The sequence below is a fragment of the Klebsiella sp. 1SOBk10mer genome (genome assembly GCF_046602535.1).
In the GTDB taxonomy this organism is placed as follows: Bacteria; Pseudomonadota; Gammaproteobacteria; order Enterobacterales; family Enterobacteriaceae; genus Klebsiella; species Klebsiella quasipneumoniae.
On sequence record NZ_JBKIUP010000001.1, the window covers coordinates 635,397 to 657,027 of the forward strand.

General features: G+C 57.8%; 20 protein-coding genes. 12 read left to right on the forward strand and 8 right to left on the reverse strand.

Annotated features, from left to right (window positions below; translation table 11 throughout):
* The first annotated feature begins 24 nt into the window (after nucleotides 1-24).
* From ACLH1I_RS02975 to ruvB, 4 genes are all read left to right on the forward strand, one after another.
* Nucleotides 25-765 carry a YebC/PmpR family DNA-binding transcriptional regulator gene (locus ACLH1I_RS02975; protein ID WP_002911459.1) on the forward strand — a complete coding sequence of 247 codons (741 nt, stop codon included), beginning with the start codon at nucleotides 25-27 and terminating at the stop codon, nucleotides 763-765.
* A 34-nt stretch (nucleotides 766-799) separates the two neighbouring features.
* Nucleotides 800-1,321, forward strand: a complete 522-nt coding sequence (gene ruvC, locus ACLH1I_RS02980) for a crossover junction endodeoxyribonuclease RuvC (RefSeq protein ID WP_004203412.1) — start codon at nucleotides 800-802, stop codon at nucleotides 1,319-1,321.
* A 79-nt stretch (nucleotides 1,322-1,400) separates the two neighbouring features.
* Nucleotides 1,401-2,012 carry a Holliday junction branch migration protein RuvA gene (gene ruvA, locus ACLH1I_RS02985; protein WP_151385199.1) on the forward strand — a complete coding sequence of 204 codons (612 nt, stop codon included), beginning with the start codon at nucleotides 1,401-1,403 and terminating at the stop codon, nucleotides 2,010-2,012.
* Between the two features lie 8 nt (nucleotides 2,013-2,020).
* On the forward strand, nucleotides 2,021-3,031 hold the full coding sequence (ruvB, locus tag ACLH1I_RS02990; protein WP_004148860.1) for a Holliday junction branch migration DNA helicase RuvB: 1,011 nt from the start codon (nucleotides 2,021-2,023) through the stop codon (nucleotides 3,029-3,031).
* Nucleotides 3,032-3,094: 63 nt separating this feature from the next.
* Here ruvB and znuB read toward each other — a convergent pair whose 3' ends face one another.
* Together znuB and znuC are read right to left on the reverse strand one after the other, a co-directional pair.
* On the reverse strand, nucleotides 3,095-3,880 hold the full coding sequence (znuB, locus tag ACLH1I_RS02995) for a zinc ABC transporter permease subunit ZnuB (RefSeq protein ID WP_004203408.1): 786 nt from the start codon (nucleotides 3,878-3,880) through the stop codon (nucleotides 3,095-3,097).
* Entirely contained in the window at nucleotides 3,880-4,599 is a 720-nt protein-coding gene (gene znuC, locus ACLH1I_RS03000; protein WP_229583919.1) for a zinc ABC transporter ATP-binding protein ZnuC, read from the reverse strand. Before znuC ends, znuB begins: the two co-directional genes overlap by 1 nt.
* A gap of 111 nt (nucleotides 4,600-4,710) precedes the next feature.
* Here znuC and znuA point away from each other — a divergent pair, with 111 nt between their 5' ends.
* The 3 genes from znuA to lpxM all read left to right on the forward strand — a co-directional run bounded on the left by znuA (nucleotide 4,711) and on the right by lpxM (nucleotide 8,079).
* Complete coding sequence (gene znuA, locus ACLH1I_RS03005; protein WP_032431085.1) at nucleotides 4,711-5,655, forward strand: zinc ABC transporter substrate-binding protein ZnuA; 945 nt, start codon at nucleotides 4,711-4,713, stop codon at nucleotides 5,653-5,655.
* 15 nt (nucleotides 5,656-5,670) lie between these two features.
* Complete coding sequence (gene mepM, locus ACLH1I_RS03010; RefSeq protein ID WP_004203403.1) at nucleotides 5,671-6,990, forward strand: murein DD-endopeptidase MepM; 1,320 nt, start codon at nucleotides 5,671-5,673, stop codon at nucleotides 6,988-6,990.
* Nucleotides 6,991-7,107: 117 nt separating this feature from the next.
* A complete protein-coding gene (gene lpxM / locus ACLH1I_RS03015; RefSeq protein ID WP_017900217.1) occupies nucleotides 7,108-8,079 on the forward strand; it encodes a lauroyl-Kdo(2)-lipid IV(A) myristoyltransferase in 972 nt (323 codons plus the stop codon).
* Between the two features lie 30 nt (nucleotides 8,080-8,109).
* Here lpxM and dcuR read toward each other — a convergent pair whose 3' ends face one another.
* From dcuR to ACLH1I_RS03030, 3 genes are all read right to left on the reverse strand, one after another.
* The gene (gene dcuR, locus ACLH1I_RS03020) at nucleotides 8,110-8,826 is read right to left on the reverse strand and encodes a two-component system response regulator DcuR (protein WP_043520567.1); all 717 of its coding nucleotides are present in this window, start codon (nucleotides 8,824-8,826) and stop codon (nucleotides 8,110-8,112) included.
* Nucleotides 8,827-8,879: 53 nt separating this feature from the next.
* The gene (locus ACLH1I_RS03025; RefSeq protein WP_151628735.1) at nucleotides 8,880-10,565 is read right to left on the reverse strand and encodes an NAD-dependent malic enzyme; all 1,686 of its coding nucleotides are present in this window, start codon (nucleotides 10,563-10,565) and stop codon (nucleotides 8,880-8,882) included.
* A gap of 62 nt (nucleotides 10,566-10,627) precedes the next feature.
* The gene (locus ACLH1I_RS03030; RefSeq protein WP_004203397.1) at nucleotides 10,628-11,575 is read right to left on the reverse strand and encodes an AEC family transporter; all 948 of its coding nucleotides are present in this window, start codon (nucleotides 11,573-11,575) and stop codon (nucleotides 10,628-10,630) included.
* A gap of 416 nt (nucleotides 11,576-11,991) precedes the next feature.
* Here ACLH1I_RS03030 and ACLH1I_RS03035 point away from each other — a divergent pair, with 416 nt between their 5' ends.
* Nucleotides 11,992-13,326, forward strand: coding sequence for a 2-hydroxycarboxylate transporter family protein (locus tag ACLH1I_RS03035; RefSeq protein WP_053810189.1), 1,335 nt, complete (start codon nucleotides 11,992-11,994; stop codon nucleotides 13,324-13,326).
* A 59-nt stretch (nucleotides 13,327-13,385) separates the two neighbouring features.
* Here ACLH1I_RS03035 and pyk read toward each other — a convergent pair whose 3' ends face one another.
* Nucleotides 13,386-14,828: a pyruvate kinase gene (gene pyk / locus ACLH1I_RS03040; protein ID WP_151385201.1), complete on the reverse strand. Its 1,443-nt coding sequence runs from the start codon at nucleotides 14,826-14,828 to the stop codon at nucleotides 13,386-13,388.
* A 125-nt stretch (nucleotides 14,829-14,953) separates the two neighbouring features.
* Nucleotides 14,954-15,859: a MurR/RpiR family transcriptional regulator gene (locus ACLH1I_RS03045; protein WP_072096624.1), complete on the reverse strand. Its 906-nt coding sequence runs from the start codon at nucleotides 15,857-15,859 to the stop codon at nucleotides 14,954-14,956.
* Between the two features lie 159 nt (nucleotides 15,860-16,018).
* Between ACLH1I_RS03045 and ACLH1I_RS03050 the strand changes: the two genes are divergently transcribed.
* The 4 genes from ACLH1I_RS03050 to ACLH1I_RS03065 all read left to right on the forward strand — a co-directional run bounded on the left by ACLH1I_RS03050 (nucleotide 16,019) and on the right by ACLH1I_RS03065 (nucleotide 20,368).
* On the forward strand, nucleotides 16,019-16,168 hold the full coding sequence (locus ACLH1I_RS03050; protein WP_032425929.1) for a hypothetical protein: 150 nt from the start codon (nucleotides 16,019-16,021) through the stop codon (nucleotides 16,166-16,168).
* A gap of 10 nt (nucleotides 16,169-16,178) precedes the next feature.
* On the forward strand, nucleotides 16,179-17,654 hold the full coding sequence (zwf, locus tag ACLH1I_RS03055) for a glucose-6-phosphate dehydrogenase (RefSeq protein WP_004203394.1): 1,476 nt from the start codon (nucleotides 16,179-16,181) through the stop codon (nucleotides 17,652-17,654).
* A gap of 222 nt (nucleotides 17,655-17,876) precedes the next feature.
* Nucleotides 17,877-19,688 (forward strand): phosphogluconate dehydratase, encoded by a 1,812-nt coding sequence (gene edd, locus ACLH1I_RS03060; RefSeq protein ID WP_004203393.1) that lies wholly within the window; start codon nucleotides 17,877-17,879, stop codon nucleotides 19,686-19,688.
* A gap of 38 nt (nucleotides 19,689-19,726) precedes the next feature.
* Nucleotides 19,727-20,368: a bifunctional 4-hydroxy-2-oxoglutarate aldolase/2-dehydro-3-deoxy-phosphogluconate aldolase gene (locus tag ACLH1I_RS03065; RefSeq protein WP_002911423.1), complete on the forward strand. Its 642-nt coding sequence runs from the start codon at nucleotides 19,727-19,729 to the stop codon at nucleotides 20,366-20,368.
* A 58-nt stretch (nucleotides 20,369-20,426) separates the two neighbouring features.
* Here ACLH1I_RS03065 and purT read toward each other — a convergent pair whose 3' ends face one another.
* Nucleotides 20,427-21,605, reverse strand: coding sequence for a formate-dependent phosphoribosylglycinamide formyltransferase (gene purT / locus ACLH1I_RS03070; RefSeq protein ID WP_151385202.1), 1,179 nt, complete (start codon nucleotides 21,603-21,605; stop codon nucleotides 20,427-20,429).
* Nucleotides 21,606-21,631 lie beyond the last annotated feature (26 nt).

The following is a 21,631-nucleotide window of genomic DNA, read 5'->3' on the forward strand; positions in this document are numbered from 1 at the left end:
GGCGCGCTTTTTGGAGAGTTTTTTATGGCAGGTCATAGTAAATGGGCCAACACCAAACATCGCAAAGCGGCACAGGATGCCAAGCGCGGTAAAATCTTTACGAAAATCATTCGCGAACTGGTTACCGCAGCGCGTCTGGGCGGCGGCGATCCGGCGTCCAACCCGCGTCTGCGTGCGGCGGTGGATAAAGCGCTGTCTAACAACATGACCCGCGACACTCTGAACCGCGCCATCGCGCGCGGCGTCGGCGGCGATGAAGACGCGAACATGGAAACCATCATTTACGAAGGCTATGGCCCTGGCGGCACCGCGGTGATGGTGGAATGTCTGTCCGACAACCGTAACCGTACCGTTGCGGAAGTGCGTCACGCCTTCACTAAAACCGGTGGTAATCTCGGCACCGACGGTTCTGTCTCCTACCTGTTCAGCAAAAAAGGCGTCATCTCCTTCGAGAAAGGCGATGAAGACACTATCATGGAAGCGGCGCTGGAAGCTGGCGCTGAAGACGTGGTGACCTATGACGACGGCGCGATCGACGTCTACACCGCATGGGAAGAGATGGGCGCCGTGCGCGACGCGCTGGAAGCCGCTGGCCTGAAAGCCGACGCTGCTGAAGTCTCGATGATCCCGTCCACCAAAGCGGATATGGATGCTGAGACGGCGCCGAAGCTGCTGCGTCTGATCGATATGCTCGAAGACTGCGACGACGTGCAGGAAGTGTACCATAACGGCGAGATCTCCGACGAGGTCGCAGCCACCCTGTGATGCAGCCGCATCCACGGTTCACCGGAGGCGCGTGATGGCTATTATTCTCGGCATTGACCCGGGGTCGCGCGTTACCGGTTATGGCGTGATCCGTCAGGTCGGCCGGCAGCTGAGCTACCTTGGCAGCGGCTGTATCCGCACCAAAGTGGACGATCTGCCGTCGCGGCTGAAGCTGATCTACGCCGGGGTGACGGAGATCATCACCCAGTTCCAGCCCGACTTTTTCGCCATTGAGCAGGTCTTTATGGCCAAGAATGCCGACTCGGCGTTAAAGCTCGGGCAGGCGCGCGGGGTGGCGATCGTGGCGGCGACCAATCAGTCGCTACCGGTGTTTGAATACGCCGCCCGCCAGGTTAAGCAGACGGTTGTCGGCATTGGCAGCGCTGAAAAGAGTCAGGTCCAGCACATGGTGCGCACTTTGCTCAAGCTGCCTGCCAATCCGCAGGCGGATGCGGCGGATGCGCTGGCGATCGCCATCACCCATTGCCATGTCAGCCAGAATGCCGCTCAGATCAGCGAGACCCGGCTCAATCTGGCGCGAGGGCGCTTACGATAATCGCAAATCAGGCTGGATATCTATCCAGCCTTTTTTTATGATACCGCCAGATACTTAGACCATAACGCAGGAGCCCCACGTGATAGGCAGACTCAGAGGCATCATTCTCGAAAAACAACCCCCGCTGGTGTTGCTGGAAACGGCGGGCGTCGGCTATGAAGTGCACATGCCAATGACCTGCTTTTATGAGCTGCCGGAGGCCGGGCAGGAGACGATTGTCTTCACCCACTTTGTGGTGCGTGAAGATGCCCAGCTGCTGTATGGGTTTAACAACAAACAGGAGCGTACCCTGTTTAAAGAGCTGATTAAAACCAACGGCGTAGGGCCAAAGCTGGCGCTGGCGATCCTCTCCGGCATGTCGGCGCAGCAGTTCGTCAACGCCGTTGAGCGGGAAGAGGTCGCCTCGCTGGTGAAGTTGCCGGGGATTGGTAAAAAAACCGCTGAACGCCTGATCGTCGAGATGAAAGACCGCTTCAAAGGGCTGCACGGCGATCTGTTCACCCCGGCGGCCGATCTGGTGTTAACCTCGCCGGCAGGCCCGACGGCGGACGATGCCGAGCAGGAAGCGGTTGCCGCGCTGGTCGCGCTGGGCTATAAACCGCAGGAGGCCAGCCGGATGGTCAGCAAGATCGCGCGTCCGGACGCCAACAGTGAAACGCTAATCCGCGAAGCGCTGCGCGCCGCGTTGTGAGGTAAGGGATGATTGAAGCAGACCGGCTGGTATCGGCAGACAGCAGCGGCTTCGAAGAGGCCGCTGACCGCGCCATCCGCCCAAAATTGCTGGCAGAGTATGTCGGCCAGCCGCAGGTGCGTTCGCAGATGGAGATCTTTATCCAGGCGGCGAAGCTGCGCGGCGACGCCCTCGATCACCTGCTGATTTTTGGCCCGCCAGGGTTGGGGAAAACCACCCTGGCCAATATCGTCGCCAATGAAATGGGGGTGAATCTGCGTACCACCTCCGGCCCGGTGCTGGAGAAAGCGGGCGATCTCGCCGCGATGCTCACCAACCTCGAACCGCACGATGTGCTGTTTATCGATGAGATCCATCGCCTCTCGCCGGTGGTGGAAGAGGTGCTCTATCCGGCAATGGAAGACTACCAGCTGGATATCATGATTGGCGAAGGGCCGGCGGCGCGCTCGATTAAAATCGACCTGCCGCCGTTTACCCTGATCGGCGCCACCACCCGGGCCGGTTCGTTGACCTCGCCGCTGCGCGACCGCTTTGGCATCGTGCAGCGTCTGGAGTTCTATCAGATCCCCGATCTGCAGCATATTGTCAGCCGCAGCGCCCGCCATATGGGGCTGGAGATGAGCGACGAGGGCGCGCTGGAAGTGGCCCGCCGTTCACGCGGCACGCCGCGTATTGCCAACCGTCTGCTGCGCCGGGTGCGTGACTTCGCGGAAGTGCGCCACGACGGCACCATCTCCGCCGACATTGCCGCCCAGGCGCTGGATATGCTCAACGTCGATGCGGAAGGGTTCGACTATATGGACCGCAAGCTGCTGCTGGCGGTGATAGATAAGTTCTTCGGCGGGCCGGTGGGGCTGGATAACCTCGCCGCCGCGATTGGCGAAGAGCGGGAAACCATTGAAGATGTGCTGGAGCCCTACTTAATTCAGCAGGGTTTTCTACAGCGTACGCCGCGGGGAAGAATGGCGACGGTGCGCGCCTGGAACCATTTCGGGATTACGCCGCCGGAAATGCCGTAGCGCGTTGTGGTTGAGCCGTTCATGGTGAAGCCCGGTCAGCAGCGCGACCGGGCTTTTTCACTTTTAGCTGGCGGCTTTTTTCGTCATGCTGAGAATAAACAGCACCGCAGCGCTCAGCACCACCGACGGCCCGGCCGGCGTGTCGTAGAAAGCCGAGAAGGTTAACCCGCCGGTGACGGCCAGCATGCCCACGCCCACCGCCACGGCGGCCATCTGCTCCGGCGTGCGGGCAAAACGGCGGGCGGTAGCGGCCGGGATAATCAGCAGAGAAGTGATGATCAGCGCCCCGACGAACTTCATCGCCACGCCGATAGTCAGGGCGGTGACCAGCATCAACAGCAGCTTGACCCGCTGCAGCTTCACGCCATCGACAAACGCCAGGTCCGGACTGATGGTCATAGCCAGCAGATTCCGCCACTGCCAGAGCAGAATGCCAATCACAATCACCACGCCAATAGCAATGGCGATCAGATCCTGCGGCGTGACCGCCAGCAGATCGCCGAACAGGTACGCCATCAAATCGACGCGGACGTTAGACATCAGACTGACCACCACCAGCCCAAGGGACAGCGCGCTGTGCGCCATGATGCCCAGCAGGGTATCAATCGCCAGATGCGGCCGTTTTTCCAGCCATACCAGCCCGCCGGCCAGCAGCAGGGTCACGGCGATCACCGCATAAAACGGATTGACGTTAAGCAGTAAACCGAAAGCGACGCCGAGTAGCGACGCATGCGCCAGCGTATCGCCGAAATAGGACATGCGGCGCCAGACCACAAAGGAGCCCAGCGGGCCGGCGGCGCAGGCCAGCATCATCCCGGCCAGCCAGCCAGGTAAGAGAAGTTCAATCATTAGCGGCTGTTTCCCCGACGCAATACAATTCGCCCCTGAAGATCGTGGCGGTGATTATGGTGATGGCGGTAGATCCCCAGCTGTTCCGCGCCGCGCGGGCCGAACATAGAGATAAACTCCGGATGCATCGAGACGACTTCCGGTGCGCCAGAGCAGCAGATATGCTGGTTCAGGCACAATACCTCGTCGGTTTTGGCCATCACCAGATGCAGGTCGTGGGAGACCATCAGCACCGCGCAGTCCAGCTCATGGCGCAGCTGGTCGATAAGATCGTAGAGCGCCACCTGGCCATTGACGTCGACGCCCTGGGTCGGTTCATCCAGCACCAGCAGCTGCGGACGATTGAGCAGGGCGCGGGCCAGCAGCACGCGCTGGGTTTCGCCGCCGGAAAGTTTTTGCATCGGCGCGTCGATCAGGTGCCCGGCCTGCACGCGCTTCAGCGCCGGCAGGATGTCGTCTTTGCGGGTGCCTGGACGTAAACGCAGGAAGCGGCTGACGGTCAGCGGCAGCGTGGCGTCCAGATGCAGTTTCTGCGGTACATAGCCGATCCGCAGGCGTTCTTCGCGCTTGATAACACCCTGTGTCGGTGCTACCAGCCCGAGAACCACCCGCACGAGCGTCGATTTACCGGCGCCGTTGGGCCCCAGCAGGGTTAATATTTTGCCTGGCGTGAGAGCCAGCGAGATGTCAGACAGCACGCGGCGTTGGCCAAAGGCCACCGAGACATTTTCCAGCGTTACAAGGTTTGTCATAATCATTTAGGGGTTGCACAAGCTAGTGAATGTTATAATATCACATCACACTCACTCGTTTCGATGACTAGACGCATTATGTTACATAAAAATACGCTTCTTTGCGCTGGACTTAGCGCTGTTTTTTTGTTCGCACAGGTACCGCAGGCCAGCGCCGCCGTGGTGACTTCCATGAAACCGCTGGGCTTTATCGCAGCAGCCATCGCAGATGGGGTCACCGACACCCAGGTGCTGCTGCCCGATGGTGCCTCTGAGCATGATTATTCCCTGCGTCCTTCCGATGTAAAACGCTTACAGAACGCAGACTTAGTGGTGTGGATCGGTCCGGAAATGGAAGCCTTTATGGATAAGTCGACGCAAAGCATTGCGGCGAATAAAAAGGTGACCATCGCTGAGCTGGATGGGGTCAAACCGCTGCTGATCGCCGGCGCTGACGATGATGACGATCATCATGGTCATGACCATGGCGCAGCGGAAAAAAGTGACGGCGATCACCATCACGGTATCTACAATATGCATCTGTGGTTATCCCCAGAGATAGCGCGGCTTTCGGCGGTTGCAATCCACGATAAATTATTGGAACTTATGCCGCAGAGTCGAGCCAAACTCGACAGCAACCTGCAGCAGTTCGAGGCCGCGCTGGCGGCGACCGACAAGCAGGTTAGCAATGAGCTGGCACCGCTGAAAGGAAAGGGTTATTTCGTTTTTCATGACGCCTACGGTTACTTTGAAAAACACTACGGTTTAACCTCGCTGGGGCATTTTACCGTCAATCCTGAAATACAGCCTGGTGCGCAGCGTTTACACGAAATCAGAACACAACTGGTTGAGCAGAAAGCCACTTGCGTTTTTGCTGAGCCACAGTTCAGGCCAGCGGTTATCGAAGCTGTTGCCCGGGGCACGTCTGTGCGCATGGGGACCCTGGATCCACTGGGTAGCGGAATTAAGCTGGGTAAAGCGAGTTACCCGCAATTCCTCACCCAACTGGCGAATCAGTATTCGAGCTGCCTGAAAGGAGATTAACGAGGAAGTGAATACGTGCAACAGATAGCCCGCGCTGTCACTCAGGCATTTAACAATCTGCCACGACCTCATCGCGTTATGCTGGGGTCGCTTAGCGTTCTTACCTTAGCGGTCGCCGTCTGGCGACCCTACATTTACCACCCGGAATCTGCCCCCATCGTCAGAACCATTGAGCTGGAAAAAAGCGAGATCCGCTCCCTGCTGCCGGAAGCCTCCGAGCCGATCGATCAGGCCCCGCAGGAAGAAGAAGCCATTCCTCAGGATGAACTCGACGAAAAAGCCGATAGCGATGCCGGCGGGCACGAATACGTGGTGTCGACCGGCGATACCCTCAGCAGCATCCTGAATCAGTACGGTATCGATATGGGTGATATCGCCCAGCTCTCCTCCGCCGATAAAGAGCTGCGTAATCTGAAGATTGGCCAGCAGCTCTCCTGGACCCTGACCGCCGACGGCGATCTGCAGAGTCTGACCTGGGAGATGTCCCGCCGCGAAACCCGCACCTACACCCGCGTGGATAACGGCTTTAAAATGAGCAGCGAGCTGCAGAAAGGCGACTGGGTCAACAGCGTGCTGAAGGGCACCGTCGGCGCCAGCTTTGTCTCCAGCGCGCGCGATGCCGGGCTGACCAGCACGGAAATCAGCGCGGTGATCAAGGCCATGCAGTGGCAGATGGATTTCCGTAAGCTGAAGAAAGGCGATGAGTTCTCGGTATTGATGTCCCGCGAAATGCTTGACGGCAAACGCGAGCAAAGCCAGCTGCTCGGCGTGCGTCTGCGCTCCGACGGTAAGGACTACTTTGCCATCCGTGCCGAAGACGGTAAATTCTACGACCGCAACGGGACAGGGCTGGCGAAAGGCTTTATGCGCTTCCCGACAGCGCGTCAGTTCCGCGTCTCCTCTAATTTTAACCCGCGTCGTCTGAATCCGGTCACCGGGCGCGTCGCGCCGCACCGTGGCGTCGATTTTGCGATGCCGCAGGGAACGCCGGTGCTGGCAGTGGGCGATGGCGAAGTGGTGGTGGCCAAGCGCAGCGGCGCCGCCGGGTATTACGTGGCGATCCGCCACGGCCGTACCTATACCACTCGCTACATGCACCTGCGTAAGCTGCTGGTGAAGCCGGGGCAGAAAGTGAAGCGCGGCGATCGTATTGCGCTATCGGGGAATACCGGACGCTCTACCGGGCCGCACCTGCACTACGAAGTGTGGATCAACCAGCAGGCGGTCAACCCGCTGACGGCGAAACTGCCGCGTACCGAAGGGCTGAGCGGTTCCGACCGTACCGATTATCTGGCGCAGGTCAAAGAGGTCGTTCCGCAGCTGCGGTTTGACTAACCACCGGTCAGTGGAAAGCCGGTGCCCCAGGGCGCCGGCTTTTTCTTTTGTAGGATACCCAACGTCTCGCTACACTATCCCATTATCTTGATTAAGCAGTCGATCTGCGGATTGGGCATGGAAACGAAAAAAAATAATATTGAGTTTATCCCTAAGTTTGAAAAATCTTTTTTACTGCCGCGCTACTGGGGCGCCTGGCTGGGTGTTTTTGCCTTCGCCGGTATTGCGCTGACGCCGCCATCCTTCCGCGATCCGCTCCTCGGCAAACTCGGTCGTCTGGTCGGGCGTCTGGCGAAAAGCTCGCGCCGCCGGGCGCAGATTAATTTGCTGTATTGCTTCCCGGAAAAAAGCGAGCACGAGCGGGAAGCGATCATCGACGCCATGTACGCCTCGGCGCCGCAGGCGATGGTGATGATGGCCGAGCTGGGCCTGCGCGATCCGCAGAAAATTCTCGCCCGCGTCGACTGGCAGGGTAAAGCGATCATCGACGAGCTGCAGCGCAATAACGAGAAGGTGATTTTCCTCGTCCCGCATGCATGGGGCGTGGATATCCCGGCGATGCTGATGGCCTCCGGCGGGCAGAAGATGGCGGCGATGTTCCACAACCAGGGCAACCCGGTCTTCGATTACGTGTGGAATACCGTGCGTCGTCGTTTTGGCGGACGGATGCATGCGCGCAACGACGGGATCAAACCGTTTATTCAGTCGGTGCGCCAGGGCTACTGGGGCTACTATTTGCCCGATCAGGATCACGGCGCCGAGCACAGCGAGTTTGTGGATTTCTTCGCTACCTATAAGGCCACCCTGCCGGCGATTGGCCGCTTAATGAAGGTATGCCGCGCCCGCGTCGTTCCGCTGTTCCCGGTCTATGATGGCAAGACGCATCGCCTGACGGTGCTGGTGCGCCCGCCGATGGACGATCTGCTGGACGCTGACGATACAACAATCGCCCGGCGGATGAACGAAGAGGTGGAGGTGTTTGTTACGCCGCACACCGAGCAGTACACCTGGATCCTGAAGCTGCTGAAGACTCGCAAACCGGGTGAAATCGAGCCCTACAAACGCAAAGAGCTGTACCCTAAGAAGTAGACTGCAAGCGCGCCAGTGGGCATTCCAGGCTCACTGGCTATATTGCGTCAGCAACATCACGCTCTCGGCCACAAGCCGGTAGCGATACTCCGGGCGGCCGGTGATGCCGTAGTGATTGCTGGTGAAGAGCACGTTGATCTGCTCAAGCCAGATCAGGTATTTGCGGCACGATACTCGGGAGATCTGCAGCGCCGCCGCCAGCTCATTGGTTGAAAAATCCCGCGCCTGATGCGCGATTATCCACCGGCACACCAGGCGAAGCGTTTGCGGCGTCAGCCCTTTCGGCAAGCGGCGGGGACCGTCCTGTTGCAGAACCCCGCGGCGTAGCAGGGTATCGATATCCGCCTGGGCGTAGCAGGATTTCGCTTGCTTCGCATCGCGTTTATTGCGCCAGGTCCGCAGCGCCTCCTCAAAGCGCGAAAACTGAAACGGTTTAATCAGGTAATCAACCACGCCATAGCGCAGTGCCGTCTGGACGGTGAGCGCATCGGCGGCGGACGTCATCATGATGACGTCAATATTCCGCCCCTCAGCGCGAAGCGCCGGCAGCAGGTCCAGGCCACTCTCCTGGTGCATATAGACATCCAGCAGCAGCAGATCGACCTGCGCCAGATGGCTTAGCATCGCTTTGGCGTCGGCGATCGTCGCCGCTACTCCACAGCAGTGAAAATCAGCTACCCGGCTGATAAATAACTGGTTCAGTTCGGCCACCATGGGATCATCATCGACAATCAGCACATTGAACATGAGTGGTTCCCCCGAGTGGCGGGAAGCCTGCCGGCTTCCCGCGAGATGAGCGATCACAATGACGAACGTTTATACGCGGTGTAGCGCGCTCGCCAGAAGGTTTTATCGATATTCGCCGCCAGTTGCACCTCGTCAATCTGCGGCGCTACGCCGTCCTGCTGAGCCGCGCGGGCGACATCAGCGGCAATGGCCCGGGAAATCATTTCGATCTCTTCTACCGGCGGCAGCAACCCGCCGGTTTCGCGGGTCGCCAGAGGCGAGTGGGCGGCCAGCGTTTTACTGCAGGTGATAAGCATTGCTTCGGTGACGCGCTCGGCTTTACTGGCAAGGATCCCCAGCCCCAGACCGGGGAAAATATAGGCGTTATTGCACTGGGCGATGTCGTAGGTTTTGCCGTCATAGAAGACGGGGTCGAACGGGCTGCCGGTGGCGATAAGCGCGCTACCCCGAGTCCACTCCAGCAGATCCTTCGGCTGGGCCTCGGCCCGGGAAGTGGGGTTAGAGAGCGGCATAATAATCGGACGCGGGCAGTGCCGATGCATCTCTTTCACTATCTCTTCGCTAAACAGCCCCGGCTGGCCTGACACGCCGATCAGAACGGTAGGGTGGACGTTGCGTACGACATCCATCAGCGACAGCTGGGCCGCCTCGGTATCCCAGTGGGCGATACTGGCTCGGGGGGTGGCCAGCTCGCGCTGAAAATCGAGCAGATTAGGCATCTGAACAGTCAGCAGACCAAAGCGGTCAACCATAAAGATGCGGCGGCGTGCTTCCGTCTCTGAGAGCCCATCATCCACCATCAGCGCAATGATTTTTTCCGCAATGCCGCATCCGGCCGAACCGCCGCCAAGGAAAACCACCCGCTGATCGCGGAGCGGCGTCCCGGCGGCGGCAGCGGCGGCGATCAGCGTCCCCGATGTCACGGCGGCGGTTCCCTGAATATCATCGTTAAAACAGCACAGCTGGTGTCGATAGCGGTTGAGCAGTCGCGTGGCATTTTTTTGGGCAAAATCTTCAAACTGGAGCAAGACATTCGGCCAGCGCTGTTGAACGGCATGGACAAACATGTCCATAAACTCCAGGTATTGCTCGTCGCTGATGCGCGGATGTCGCCAGCCCATATACAGCGGATCTTCCAGATGCTGCGGATTGTTGGTACCGACATCTAACATAATGGGCAGCGTTGATGCCGGATGAATACCCCCGCAGGCGGTATATAACGAGAGTTTGCCGATGGGGATCCCCATCCCGCCAATCCCCTGGTCGCCTAGCCCCAGAATACGCTCGCCATCGGTCACCACGATGACTTTGATATCGTTGCGGGAAAATCCCTGCAGCATCTCGTCAATATGGTGACGGTTGGGCCAGGAGATGAACAGGCCGCGTCCTCGGCGATATATTTCTGAAAAATGTTCGCATGCTTCACCCACCGTCGGGGTATAAATAATCGGCAGCGTCTCTTTCATATGGCTGCGCAGCAGGTTATAGAATAACGTCTCGTTGGTGTCCTGAATATTTCTGAGATAAATATGGCGCGAAATACTTTTTTTGAACTGGCAAAACTGGCCCCATGCGCGCTCGGTTTGTTCTTCAATGGTTTCCACATTGTGCGGTAACAGTCCCTGAAGATTAAACGCTGTGCGTTCGCTTTCCGTAAACGCGAGGCCTTTATTTAATAACGGGTTTTCCAGCAGGACGGCACCATTATAGGGGGTGTATAAGGTTTCTGTGGCTAACATGACATGACTCCTGAATATCAAATTAAAACGTTGCCTGATGTCTAGGTATTTTATTTCCGTGATTACGAAATGAGATAAATCATGACGCCTTCGGTGACCACGCCGATGGCGGTGCCCAGCAAAATAGAAGATGAGGCGGGTTCAATATAGGTATCGCTGCGCAGGGCAAACATCCCTGCCGCGATAGCGGAAGGCGTCGCGCCGATGATAATAACCTGTTGCATCAGGGTATGACTGAGCCCAAAGGCTAGCCCGGCCAGCGCCATCATGGCCGGCTGGATCAGGTTTTTAATACTGATGTTGGTGCAGGTTTGAATATTGACCGTCGGACGTTCACCGTAAAACAGCAGCCCAAGGGCGAAGAGTGACAGACCGCCGGCGATTTTACCCACCATTTCAACGGGTACGCTGAGCAGATGCGGCAGCTGGATCCCGGCCAGGCTGAGCAGTACTCCGGAAATGGGGATCCAGACAATGGGGTTTCTCACGGCTTTCAGCAGGTTTTGCAGGATCAACTGCCCGGCGTGGAGCTGGGGAGCCCCAGCGTCTCCGGGCTGGTCTCCCATGCGGATCAGGATGATGGTCAGAGGGATCATCAACACGCTGGTCACCAGGTTTCCGATAAGCACCCCGAGAAAGCCCTCCGGACCTATCAGCACCGCCAGCACGGGAGCGCCGAAGTAGGCCATATCGGGGAAGGCGCAAACCAGCGACTGAATCGCGCTAGTTTTAATATCATGACGAAAAACATAGCGCGAGATCAGTAGCGTAAGAAAATACGACCCCATTAGACCGATAACCAGCACCGCCATAAAGGTGAAGTTTTTTATTTTATCCGGGCTGGTATGTAATGCGCCGATAAAAAGATGAAAAGGAAGCGCAAAGCGGATAACTACCGTGGCGAGAACGGAGGCGTCCTCACGGCGGGTATAGCCGAGTTTGCCGCTAAGCCATCCGAGCAGCATGATAAATACCAACGGGAAAAGAGATTGCAAGAGCAGTGAAGGCATAAAAGGTCCTGACATATATTATCGGTTTGTTGTGCTGCCAATCTAACGATCCCCTAACATTTAAAAGGTGATAGCCATCACAGTCATCTGGCTTTAAATAATTTCGCCTTGGCTACTTTACTTACAAATAGGGAAAAGAGGATTAAATCATAGGGTTGCATTAACAGGGCTTATTATTTTAGCGGACGATAACTTTAGCTTCGTGATAATAAATTAAATTACTTAAAATAAACTTTATGGCTCAGTCACAAAGCCGACAGCGTTAATACGGTTGTCGTTTTTAGTTTTAAAGTCCTGTGTTACCGTTTCGGTGTATTTAGTTGATACGGCGTTTAGCGCTTTTGAATTCATAGTGCTGCGCAATTTTAATATTGCATCCTGACCCTACGTGACCTCTTTATTATTCAGGTAAAAATATGAAAAATAATTCACTCAACCAACCGATAGATAAAACATTGCCGAACGGGCAAGCGACTCGACTTTTCGCCAATATCGAAGTCGGCGCTGTGCCATTAACGCTGTTCATCGGTATCGCCGCGATAGTGGCGCTCTCCGCGGGCGCGGGGTTGTTGCCAAAAAACATGATTGGCGGACTGGCGGTCATCATGACCCTGGGGTTCGCGCTGGCGAAAATTGGCCGCATGGTGCCGGTGTTAAAAGATATTGGCGGTCCGGCGATTTTGTGTTTGATGATGCCCTCAGTGCTGGTCTACTTTGGCGTGTTTGAAGCGCATACGCTCGATACCGTGCATTTGCTGATGAAGGAGGCCAATCTCCTCTATTTCGTCATCGCCTGCCTGGTGGTCGGCAGTATCCTGGGAATGAACCGCACGATTCTGATCCAGGGGATGGTGCGCATGTTTGTCCCGCTGGTGGTTGGGACCGGCGCGGCAATCGCCACCGGCCTGCTGGTGGGCAGCTTATTCGGCTACAGTCTGTATCACACCTTCTTCTTTATCATTGTGCCGATTATCGGCGGCGGCATTGGCGAAGGGATCCTGCCGTTGTCGCTGGCTTATTCGGCGATCCTCGGGCAGACGCCTGATGTCTACGTGGCCCAGCTGGCGCCGGCGGCGGTGGTGGGTAACATCTTCGCCATTATCTGCGCCGGCTTTCTGGCCCGCATGGGCGCCCGTCGCCCGGCGCTGTCCGGCAACGGGCTACTGATCCGCAGCCATGAAGATAACAGCGTCTTTGCGCAGAATCAGAGTACGCAGCCGACCGATTTTCAGCTCATGGGCGCCGGGTTGCTGATGATTTGTGCCTTTTTTATTGTCGGCGGCCTGCTGGAGAAGGTGGTGCATATTCCGGGGCCGGTGCTGATGATTCTGGCGGCGGTATTCTGCAAATATACCAAAGTTATCCCGGCGGCGATGGAGCTGGGGGCGCACAGCTGCTACAAGTTCGTCTCCGCCGCGCTGGTGTGGCCGCTGATGATCGGCCTGGGCATGCTGTATGTACCGCTGGAGAGCGTGGTATCGGTCTTCTCCGTTGGCTACGTCGTGGTGTGCGGCTCAATTGTCATTGCCATGGCGCTGAGCGGGTTCTTTATCGCTTCACGTCTAAATATGTATCCTGTGGAAGCCGCCATTGTCACCAGCTGCCACAGCGGGTTAGGCGGAACGGGGGATGTGGCCATTCTCTCGGCCTCAAACCGCATGGGATTGATGCCGTTTGCACAGATTGCGACGCGTATCGGCGGGGCGTCGACGGTGATCGCCGCGACGCTATTACTGAGCTGGATGGTGTAGCCTGCCGGAGGGCAAAAAAAAACCTGCCAGCCGTATCGCTGGCAGGTAGACACCGAGGCTTACTCGACGGTGAGGATACGCGTGGTGTTGGTGCTGCCGATGGTGCTCATCACGTCACCCTGGGTAACAACCACCAGATCGCCGGAGACCAGGTAGCCTTTGTCCCGCAGCAGATTGACGGCATCGTGCGCAGCGGCCACCCCGTCATTCTGGCTGTCGAAGAACACCGGCGTCACCCCGCGGTAGAGGGCGGTCAGGTTCAGGGTGCGCTCGTGGCGGGAGAGAGCGAAAATTGGCAGACCGGAGCTGATGCGCGAGGTCATCAGCGCGGTGCGGCCTGATTCGGTCATGGTGATGATAGCCGTGATGCCTTTCAGGTGGTTGGCGGCATACATCGCCGACATAGCAATCGCTTCTTCCACGTTGTCGAACTGGACGTCCAGACGGTGTTTGGAGACGTTGAGGCTCGGGATTTTTTCGGCGCCCAGACACACGCGCGCCATCGCGGCCACGGTTTCGGACGGGTATTGGCCGGCAGCGGTTTCCGCGGAGAGCATCACGGCATCGGTACCATCCAGCACGGCGTTGGCCACGTCCATGACTTCCGCACGGGTCGGCATCGGGTTGGTGATCATCGACTCCATCATCTGGGTGGCGGTAATGACGGAACGGTTCAGCTGACGTGCACGACGAATCAGCGCTTTCTGGATGCCCACCAGCTCCGGATCGCCGATTTCGACGCCAAGGTCACCGCGGGCAACCATCACCACATCGGAGGCGAGGATCACGTCGTCCATGGCGTCCTGATCGCAGACGGCTTCCGCACGCTCGACTTTGGCGACGATTTTCGCATCACAGCCGGCATCGCGCGCCAGGCGACGGGCGTGGTTCAGGTCTTCGCCGCAGCGCGGGAAGGAGACGGCGAGATAGTCGACGCCGATTTTAGCGGCGGTGACGATATCGGCCTTGTCTTTGTCGGTCAGCGCTTCGGCAGACAGGCCGCCGCCGAGCTTGTTGATCCCTTTGTTATTGGACAGCGGGCCACCAACGGTCACTTCAGTGAAGACTTTCATCCCCTGAACTTCGAGGACTTTCAGCTGCACACGACCATCGTCGAGCAGCAGGATATCGCCAGGCACGACGTCCGCCGGCAGGCCTTTATAGTCGATTCCGACTTTCTCTTTATCGCCTTCGCCCTTGCCGAGGTTGGCATCGAGCAGGAATTTGTCGCCGACGTTGAGGAAAATTTTGCCTTCTTTGAAGGTCGATACGCGAATTTTTGGTCCCTGGAGGTCGCCGAGGATGGCCACGTGACGGCCCAGTTTTGCCGCAATCTCACGCACTTTATCGGCACGGAGCTGATGATCTTCCGGGGTGCCGTGAGAGAAGTTCATACGCACTACGTTTGCGCCCGCGGCGATAACTTTTTCCAGGTTGTTATCGCGGTCAGTTGCCGGGCCTAAGGTAGTAACGATTTTGGTTCTGCGAAGCCTTCTGGACATGTAATACTCCGTTGACTGATACAACTTTGGTGTTGCGTGAACATGGATTCGGTAGCGCCAGCCTGCAACGTCGCACAGCCGGATCGTTATCGAAGGTGTAATGGGGTACTGCTTGTTATCAACTTTTATTGATTATCACTGGGTACGAACGGTTCTTTATCAAAACGCGATTCCTTCAGCGCTTCCTTGACCCTCTTCAAGTTATCTCTGAATTTTGCCCCCCGGCGCAGGGTAAAGCCTGTCGCCAGCACGTCAATGACGGTCAACTGGGCCAGACGCGAGACCATCGGCATATAGATGTCGGTATCTTCCGGCACATCCAGGGTAATGGCCAGCGTGGCTTCCCGGGCCAGCGGCGAGCCGGGGGAGGTGAGAGCGATCACCATGGCATCGTTTTCACGCGCCAGCTGCGCCAGCTCTACCAGGCTCTTGGTTCTTCCGGTATGTGAGATAATCACCACCACATCATCGTCATCGCAATTCATACAACTCATGCGTTGCAGGACAATGTCGTCGGAATAGATGACCGGCACGTTAAAGCGGAAAAATTTGTTCATCGCGTCATGAGCGACCGCCGCCGAGGAGCCGAGGCCGAAAAAGGCGATTTTTTTTGCCTGAGTCAGCAGATCCACCGCGCGATTCACCGCCGACATGTCGAGAGAATGATGGACCTGATCTAAACTCGCCATGGCCGATTCAAATATTTTTCCCGTGTATGACTCAACGCTGTCGTCTTCATCAACATTGCGGTTAACATAGAGCGTGCCGTGCGCAAGGCTCTGGGCGAGATGCAGTTTGAAGTCAGGAAAGCCGCGGGTTTCGAGACTACGGCAGAAGCGATTGACGGTCGGTTCGCTCACTCCGGCCTCAAGGGCGAGGGCGGCGATGCTCGAATGAATGGCCTGCGCGGGGGTGGCAAGGATCACTTCCGCCACTTTGCGTTCAGATTTGCTAAGGTGTTCCAGTCGGGACTGGATTTTTTCCAGCATGTTCATTAGTAACAGGGCGCTCATCAATGGAAACGATTTCATTAATGGGTGAAATCATCGGGCGTTTTAGCAAGAATATACCCCTCCGCAAGCGCAAGCGGTGAGGAATGACGGGAAAAAATGTTGTTTTTTTTCATTACATGATCAGAGTCGTATTTTACTGACCTGAAACAGGTACAAACAACGAACAATATCAGCCAGATGCCTAAATCATCGCCGAATGTTTTCACCCTGTGCGGTTTTCCCGCTGCAAACGGAGGGGAAGGCTTTCGGGAAACAGGTAAACACAGTACAGTGCAGTGTAAGAAAATTACAAATATAGCCTGGCAAAAGCACCAGACTATCAACTGAGGAGAATGACATGGCGGTAACGCAAACGGCCCAGGCATGCGACCTGGTCATTTTCGGCGCGAAGGGCGACCTGGCGCGGCGTAAATTGTTGCCTTCCCTGTATCAGCTTGAAAAGGCGGGCCAGATCCACGCCGACACCCGGATCATTGGCGTCGGCCGTGCCGACTGGGATAAAGCGGCTTACACCAAAGTGGTGCGCGAAGCGCTGGAAACCTTCATGAAGGAAAAAATTGATGAAGGTTTGTGGGATTCCCTGAGCGGCCGCCTGGAGTTCTGTAATCTTGACGTCAATGACACCAGCGGCTTCACCCGCCTGGGTGACATGCTGGACCAAAAGAATCGCGTCACCATCAACTATTTCGCCATGCCGCCGAGCACCTTTGGCGCCATCTGTAAAGGTCTGGGCGAAGCGAAGCTCAATGCCAAGCCTGCGCGCGTGGTTATGGAAAAACCGCTGGGCACCTCGCTGGAAACCTCGCGGGAAATCAACGATCAGGTCGGCGAGTTTTTTGAAGAGTGCCAGGTCTACCGTATCGATCACTACCTCGGAAAAGAGACAGTCCTCAACCTGCTGGCGCTGCGCTTTGCCAACTCTCTGTTCGTCAATAACTGGGACTGCCGTACCATCGATCATGTGGAAATCACCGTCGCGGAAGAGGTAGGCATTGAAGGGCGCTGGGGGTACTTCGACCAGGCCGGACAGATGCGCGACATGATCCAGAACCACCTGCTGCAGATCCTGTGCATGATTGCCATGTCGCCGCCGTCCGATCTCAGTGCCGACAGCATCCGTGATGAAAAGGTCAAGGTGCTGAAATCCCTGCGCCGTATTGACCGCTCCAATGTGCGCGAGAAAACCGTTCGCGGCCAGTACACCGCCGGCTTTGCCCAGGGCAAAAAAGTGCCAGGCTACCTCGAAGAAGAGGGGGCGAACAAAACCAGCAACACCGAAACCTTCGTGGCGATCCGCGTTGATATCGATAACTGGCGCTGGGCTGGCGTACCGTTCTATCTGCGTACCGGCAAACGTCTGCCAACCAAATGTTCCGAAGTGGTGGTTTACTTCAAAACGCCGGAGCTGAACCTGTTTAAAGAGACCTGGCAGGAGCTGCCGCAGAACAAGCTGACCATTCGTCTGCAGCCGGACGAAGGGGTGGATATCCAGGTCCTGAACAAAGTGCCGGGCCTCGACCATAAGCACAACCTGCAGATCACCAAGCTGGATCTGAGCTACTCCGAAACCTTCAACCAGACGCATCTGGCCGATGCCTATGAACGTCTGCTGCTCGAGACCATGCGCGGTATCCAGGCGCTGTTCGTCCGCCGCGATGAAGTGGAAGAGGCATGGAAGTGGGTGGACTCCATCACCGAAGCCTGGGCGGCCGACCGCGATGCGCCGAAACCGTATCAGGCCGGGACCTGGGGACCGGTGGCCTCGGTGGCCATGATCACCCGCGATGGACGCTCGTGGAACGAGTTTGAGTAAGCTCGCGATCTTATCCGTCAGGGTTATTTTACCGGTAACATGATCTGACGCAGAAAGTCGCACGCTTTTTAATCTTTTAAGCCCCGTGAGGATTCACCCACGGGGCTTTTTTTATTACACTGCCTTCAGACATTTTGCCCCTGAGCGCTGGTGTTGGTGGCTTCGGACACCAAAACACGTCATCTCGCAGCGGCCGGACAGATAAAATTTTGAGGAGCCTTTATGAATTCGACAATGTTACGGGTAACAAATCGCATTATCGAACGGTCGCGTGATACCCGCGCGGCTTACCTCGCAAGGATTAACCAGGCCAAAACCGACACCGTGCATCGTGCGCAACTGGCCTGCGGCAATCTGGCTCACGGTTTCGCGGCCTGTCAGGCCGACGACAAAGCCTCTCTGAAAAGCATGTTGCGCAACAACATCGCCATCATCACCTCCTACAACGATATGTTGTCCGCGCACCAGCCCTATGAACACTACCCGGATATCATTCGCAAAGCGCTGCACAGCGCCAATGCGGTCGGTCAGGTGGCCGGCGGCGTGCCGGCGATGTGCGATGGCGTGACCCAGGGACAGGACGGCATGGAACTCTCTCTCCTGAGTCGCGAAGTGATCGCCATGTCCGCGGCCATCGGCCTGTCGCATAACATGTTCGATGGCGCTCTGTACCTCGGCGTGTGTGATAAAATTGTGCCCGGACTGACCATGGCCGCGCTCTCATTCGGCCACCTGCCGTCGGTCTTTATTCCCTCCGGTCCGATGGCCAGCGGCCTGCCTAATAAAGAAAAGGTTCGCATTCGCCAGCTGTACGCTGAGGGCAAAGTTGACCGCATGGCGCTGCTGGAGTCCGAAGCCGCTTCTTACCACGCGCCGGGAACCTGTACGTTCTACGGTACGGCGAACACCAACCAGATGGTGGTGGAGTTTATGGGCATGCAGTTGCCGGGCTCGTCCTTTGTCCATCCGGATGCTCCGCTGCGGGAAGCGCTGACCGCCGCCGCCGCGCGCCAGGTCACCCGCATGACCGGCAATGGCAACGAGTGGATGCCGTTGGGCAAAATGTTTGACGAAAAAGTGGTGGTCAACGGCATTGTGGCGCTGCTGGCGACCGGCGGCTCCACCAACCACACTATGCACCTGGTGGCGATGGCCCGCGCGGCGGGCATTATCATTAACTGGGATGATTTCTCCGACCTGTCAGACGTGGTACCGCTGCTGGCGCGCCTCTACCCCAACGGTCCGGCGGATATCAACCATTTCCAGGCAGCGGGCGGCGTTCCGGTTCTGGTGCGCGAGCTGCTGAAAGGCGGCCTGCTACATGAGGACGTTCACACCGTCGCTGGCTTCGGTCTGTCGCGCTACACCCTCGAGCCGTGGCTCAACAACGGCGAGCTGGACTGGCGGGAAGGGGCGACGGCGCCGCTTGACGATCAGGTCATCGCGACATTCGAGAAACCCTTCTCACGTCACGGCGGCACCAAGGTGCTGAGCGGTAACCTGGGACGCGCGGTCATGAAAACCTCGGCAGTCCCGGCTGAGAACCAGGTGATCGAAGCGCCGGCGGTGGTGTTCGAGAGCCAGCACGACGTGTTGCCGGCCTTCGAAGCGGGTCTGCTGGACAAAGACTGCGTGGTGGTGGTCCGTCATCAGGGGCCAAAAGCGAACGGGATGCCAGAATTACATAAACTTATGCCGCCACTTGGTGTATTATTGGACCGCCGTTTCAAAATAGCGCTGGTGACCGATGGCCGACTCTCTGGCGCCTCCGGTAAAGTCCCGTCAGCCATCCACGTCACGCCTGAAGCCTATGACGGCGGGTTGCTGGCGAAAGTGCGCGATGGCGACCTTATTCGCGTGAACGGGCAGACGGGGGAACTGACGCTGCTGGTGGACGATGCCGAACTGGCGGCGCGTCAGCCGCATATCCCTGACCTCAGCGCGTCGCGCGTAGGAACCGGTCGGGAGATGTTTGGGGCGCTGCGTGAGAAGCTCTCTGGCGCGGAGCAGGGCGCAACCTGCATCACTTTTTAAGACGATTTAATTTGTAGATCTGGCGAGAGAAAATCCTGATGAAAAACTGGAAAACAACAGCAGAAGCAATCCTCACCTCCGGTCCGGTTGTCCCGGTTATCGTAGTGAAAAAGCTGGAACACGCGGTACCGATGGCGAAAGCGCTGGTCGCGGGCGGCGTGCGCGTCCTGGAAGTGACTCTGCGCACCGAGTGCGCCCTGGAGGCGATCCGCGCGATTGCTAAAGAAGTGCCGGATGCGATTGTCGGCGCGGGCACGGTTACCAACGTCGAGCAGCTGAAAGCGGTAACGGAAGCCGGCGCGCAGTTCGCTATCAGCCCGGGGCTGACCGAATCTCTGCTGAAAGCGGCGACCGAAGACGGCACTATTCCGCTGATCCCAGGGATCAGCACCGTCTCCGAGCTGATGCTGGGCATGCAGTACGGTCTGAAAGAGTTTAAATTCTTCCCGGCAGAAGCCAACGGCGGCGTGAAAGCGCTGCAGGCGATTGCGGGTCCGTTCGGTCACATTCGTTTCTGCCCGACCGGCGGTATCTCCCCGGCTAACTACCGTGATTACCTGGCGCTGAACAGCGTGCTGTGCATCGGGGGCTCCTGGCTGGTGCCGGCCGACGCCCTGGAAGCTGGCGACTACGATCGCATCACCACCCTGGCGCGTGAAGCGGTGGAAGGCGCGAAGTAAACCGCGCCTCAAGGTCAACAACCCGGTCAGCGGCAACGCGACCGGGTTTTTTTTGTCTTTACCCTTCGACGATAACCGCCGCGGCGGCGGTTTTAGCCCGCGCCACAGCCTCTTCCACCGAATCGGCGACGGCGAGAGTCACCCCCAGACGACGGGTGCCGTCAATCTCCGGCTTGCCGAACAGACGCAGCTGCAGGCCAGCTCCGACGGCCGACTGCAGCTGGCCGAAGCTGACGTTCTGACTGGTCAGCTGCGGAAGGATCACCGCGGAAGCGGCTGGGCCATACTGGCGGATGGCGCCGATAGGCAGCCCAAGAAAGGCGCGAACGTGCAGGGCGAATTCCGAGAGATCCTGCGAGATAAGCGTTACCATTCCGGTGTCGTGCGGGCGCGGGGAGACTTCGCTGAAGATCACCTCATCGCCGCAAACGAACAGCTCCACCCCGAACAGGCCATAACCTCCCAGCGCCAGCACCACCTTGCGGGCGATATTCTGCGCGCGTTCAAGGGCCAGGTCACTCATCTGCTGCGGCTGCCAGGATTCACGATAATCGCCATCTTCCTGACGATGACCGACCGGGGCGCAGAAATGCACGCCATCGACGGCGCTGACGGTGAGCAGGGTGATTTCAAAGTCGAAATTCACCACCCCTTCGACGATCACCCGCCCGGCGCCGGCGCGGCCGCCCTGCTGGGCGTAGCGCCAGGCTTCGCTGAGCTGGTCAGACGAGCGGATAAAGCTCTGGCCTTTACCGGAGGAGCTCATCACCGGCTTGACGATGCACGGCAAGCCGATCTCCGCTACCGCCGCGCGGAAGGCTTCTTCACTGTCGGCGAAACGGTAGCTGGAGGTGGGGAGCTGCAGCTCTTCGGCCGCCAGACGGCGTATGCCTTCGCGGTTCATGGTGAGCTTCGCTGCCCGCGCCGTGGGGACCACTTTTTGCCCGGCCTGCTCCAGTTCGACCAGGGTATCGGTGGCGATAGCTTCGATCTCCGGCACGATGTAATCGGGTTTTTCCTGTTCGATCAGCGCGCGCAGGCTCTCGCCGTGCAGCATATTGATGACGTGGGCGCGGTGGGCGACCTGCATCGCCGGGGCGTCGGGGTATCGGTCGACGGCGATAGTTTCAATGCCCAGACGCTGACATTCGACGGCGACTTCTTTACCCAGCTCGCCGGAGCCTAACAGCATAACTTTGGTGGCTGCCGGGCGCAGCGCGGTGCCTAATACAGTCATAACTCTCTTCCGCAGTAAAAAAAGAT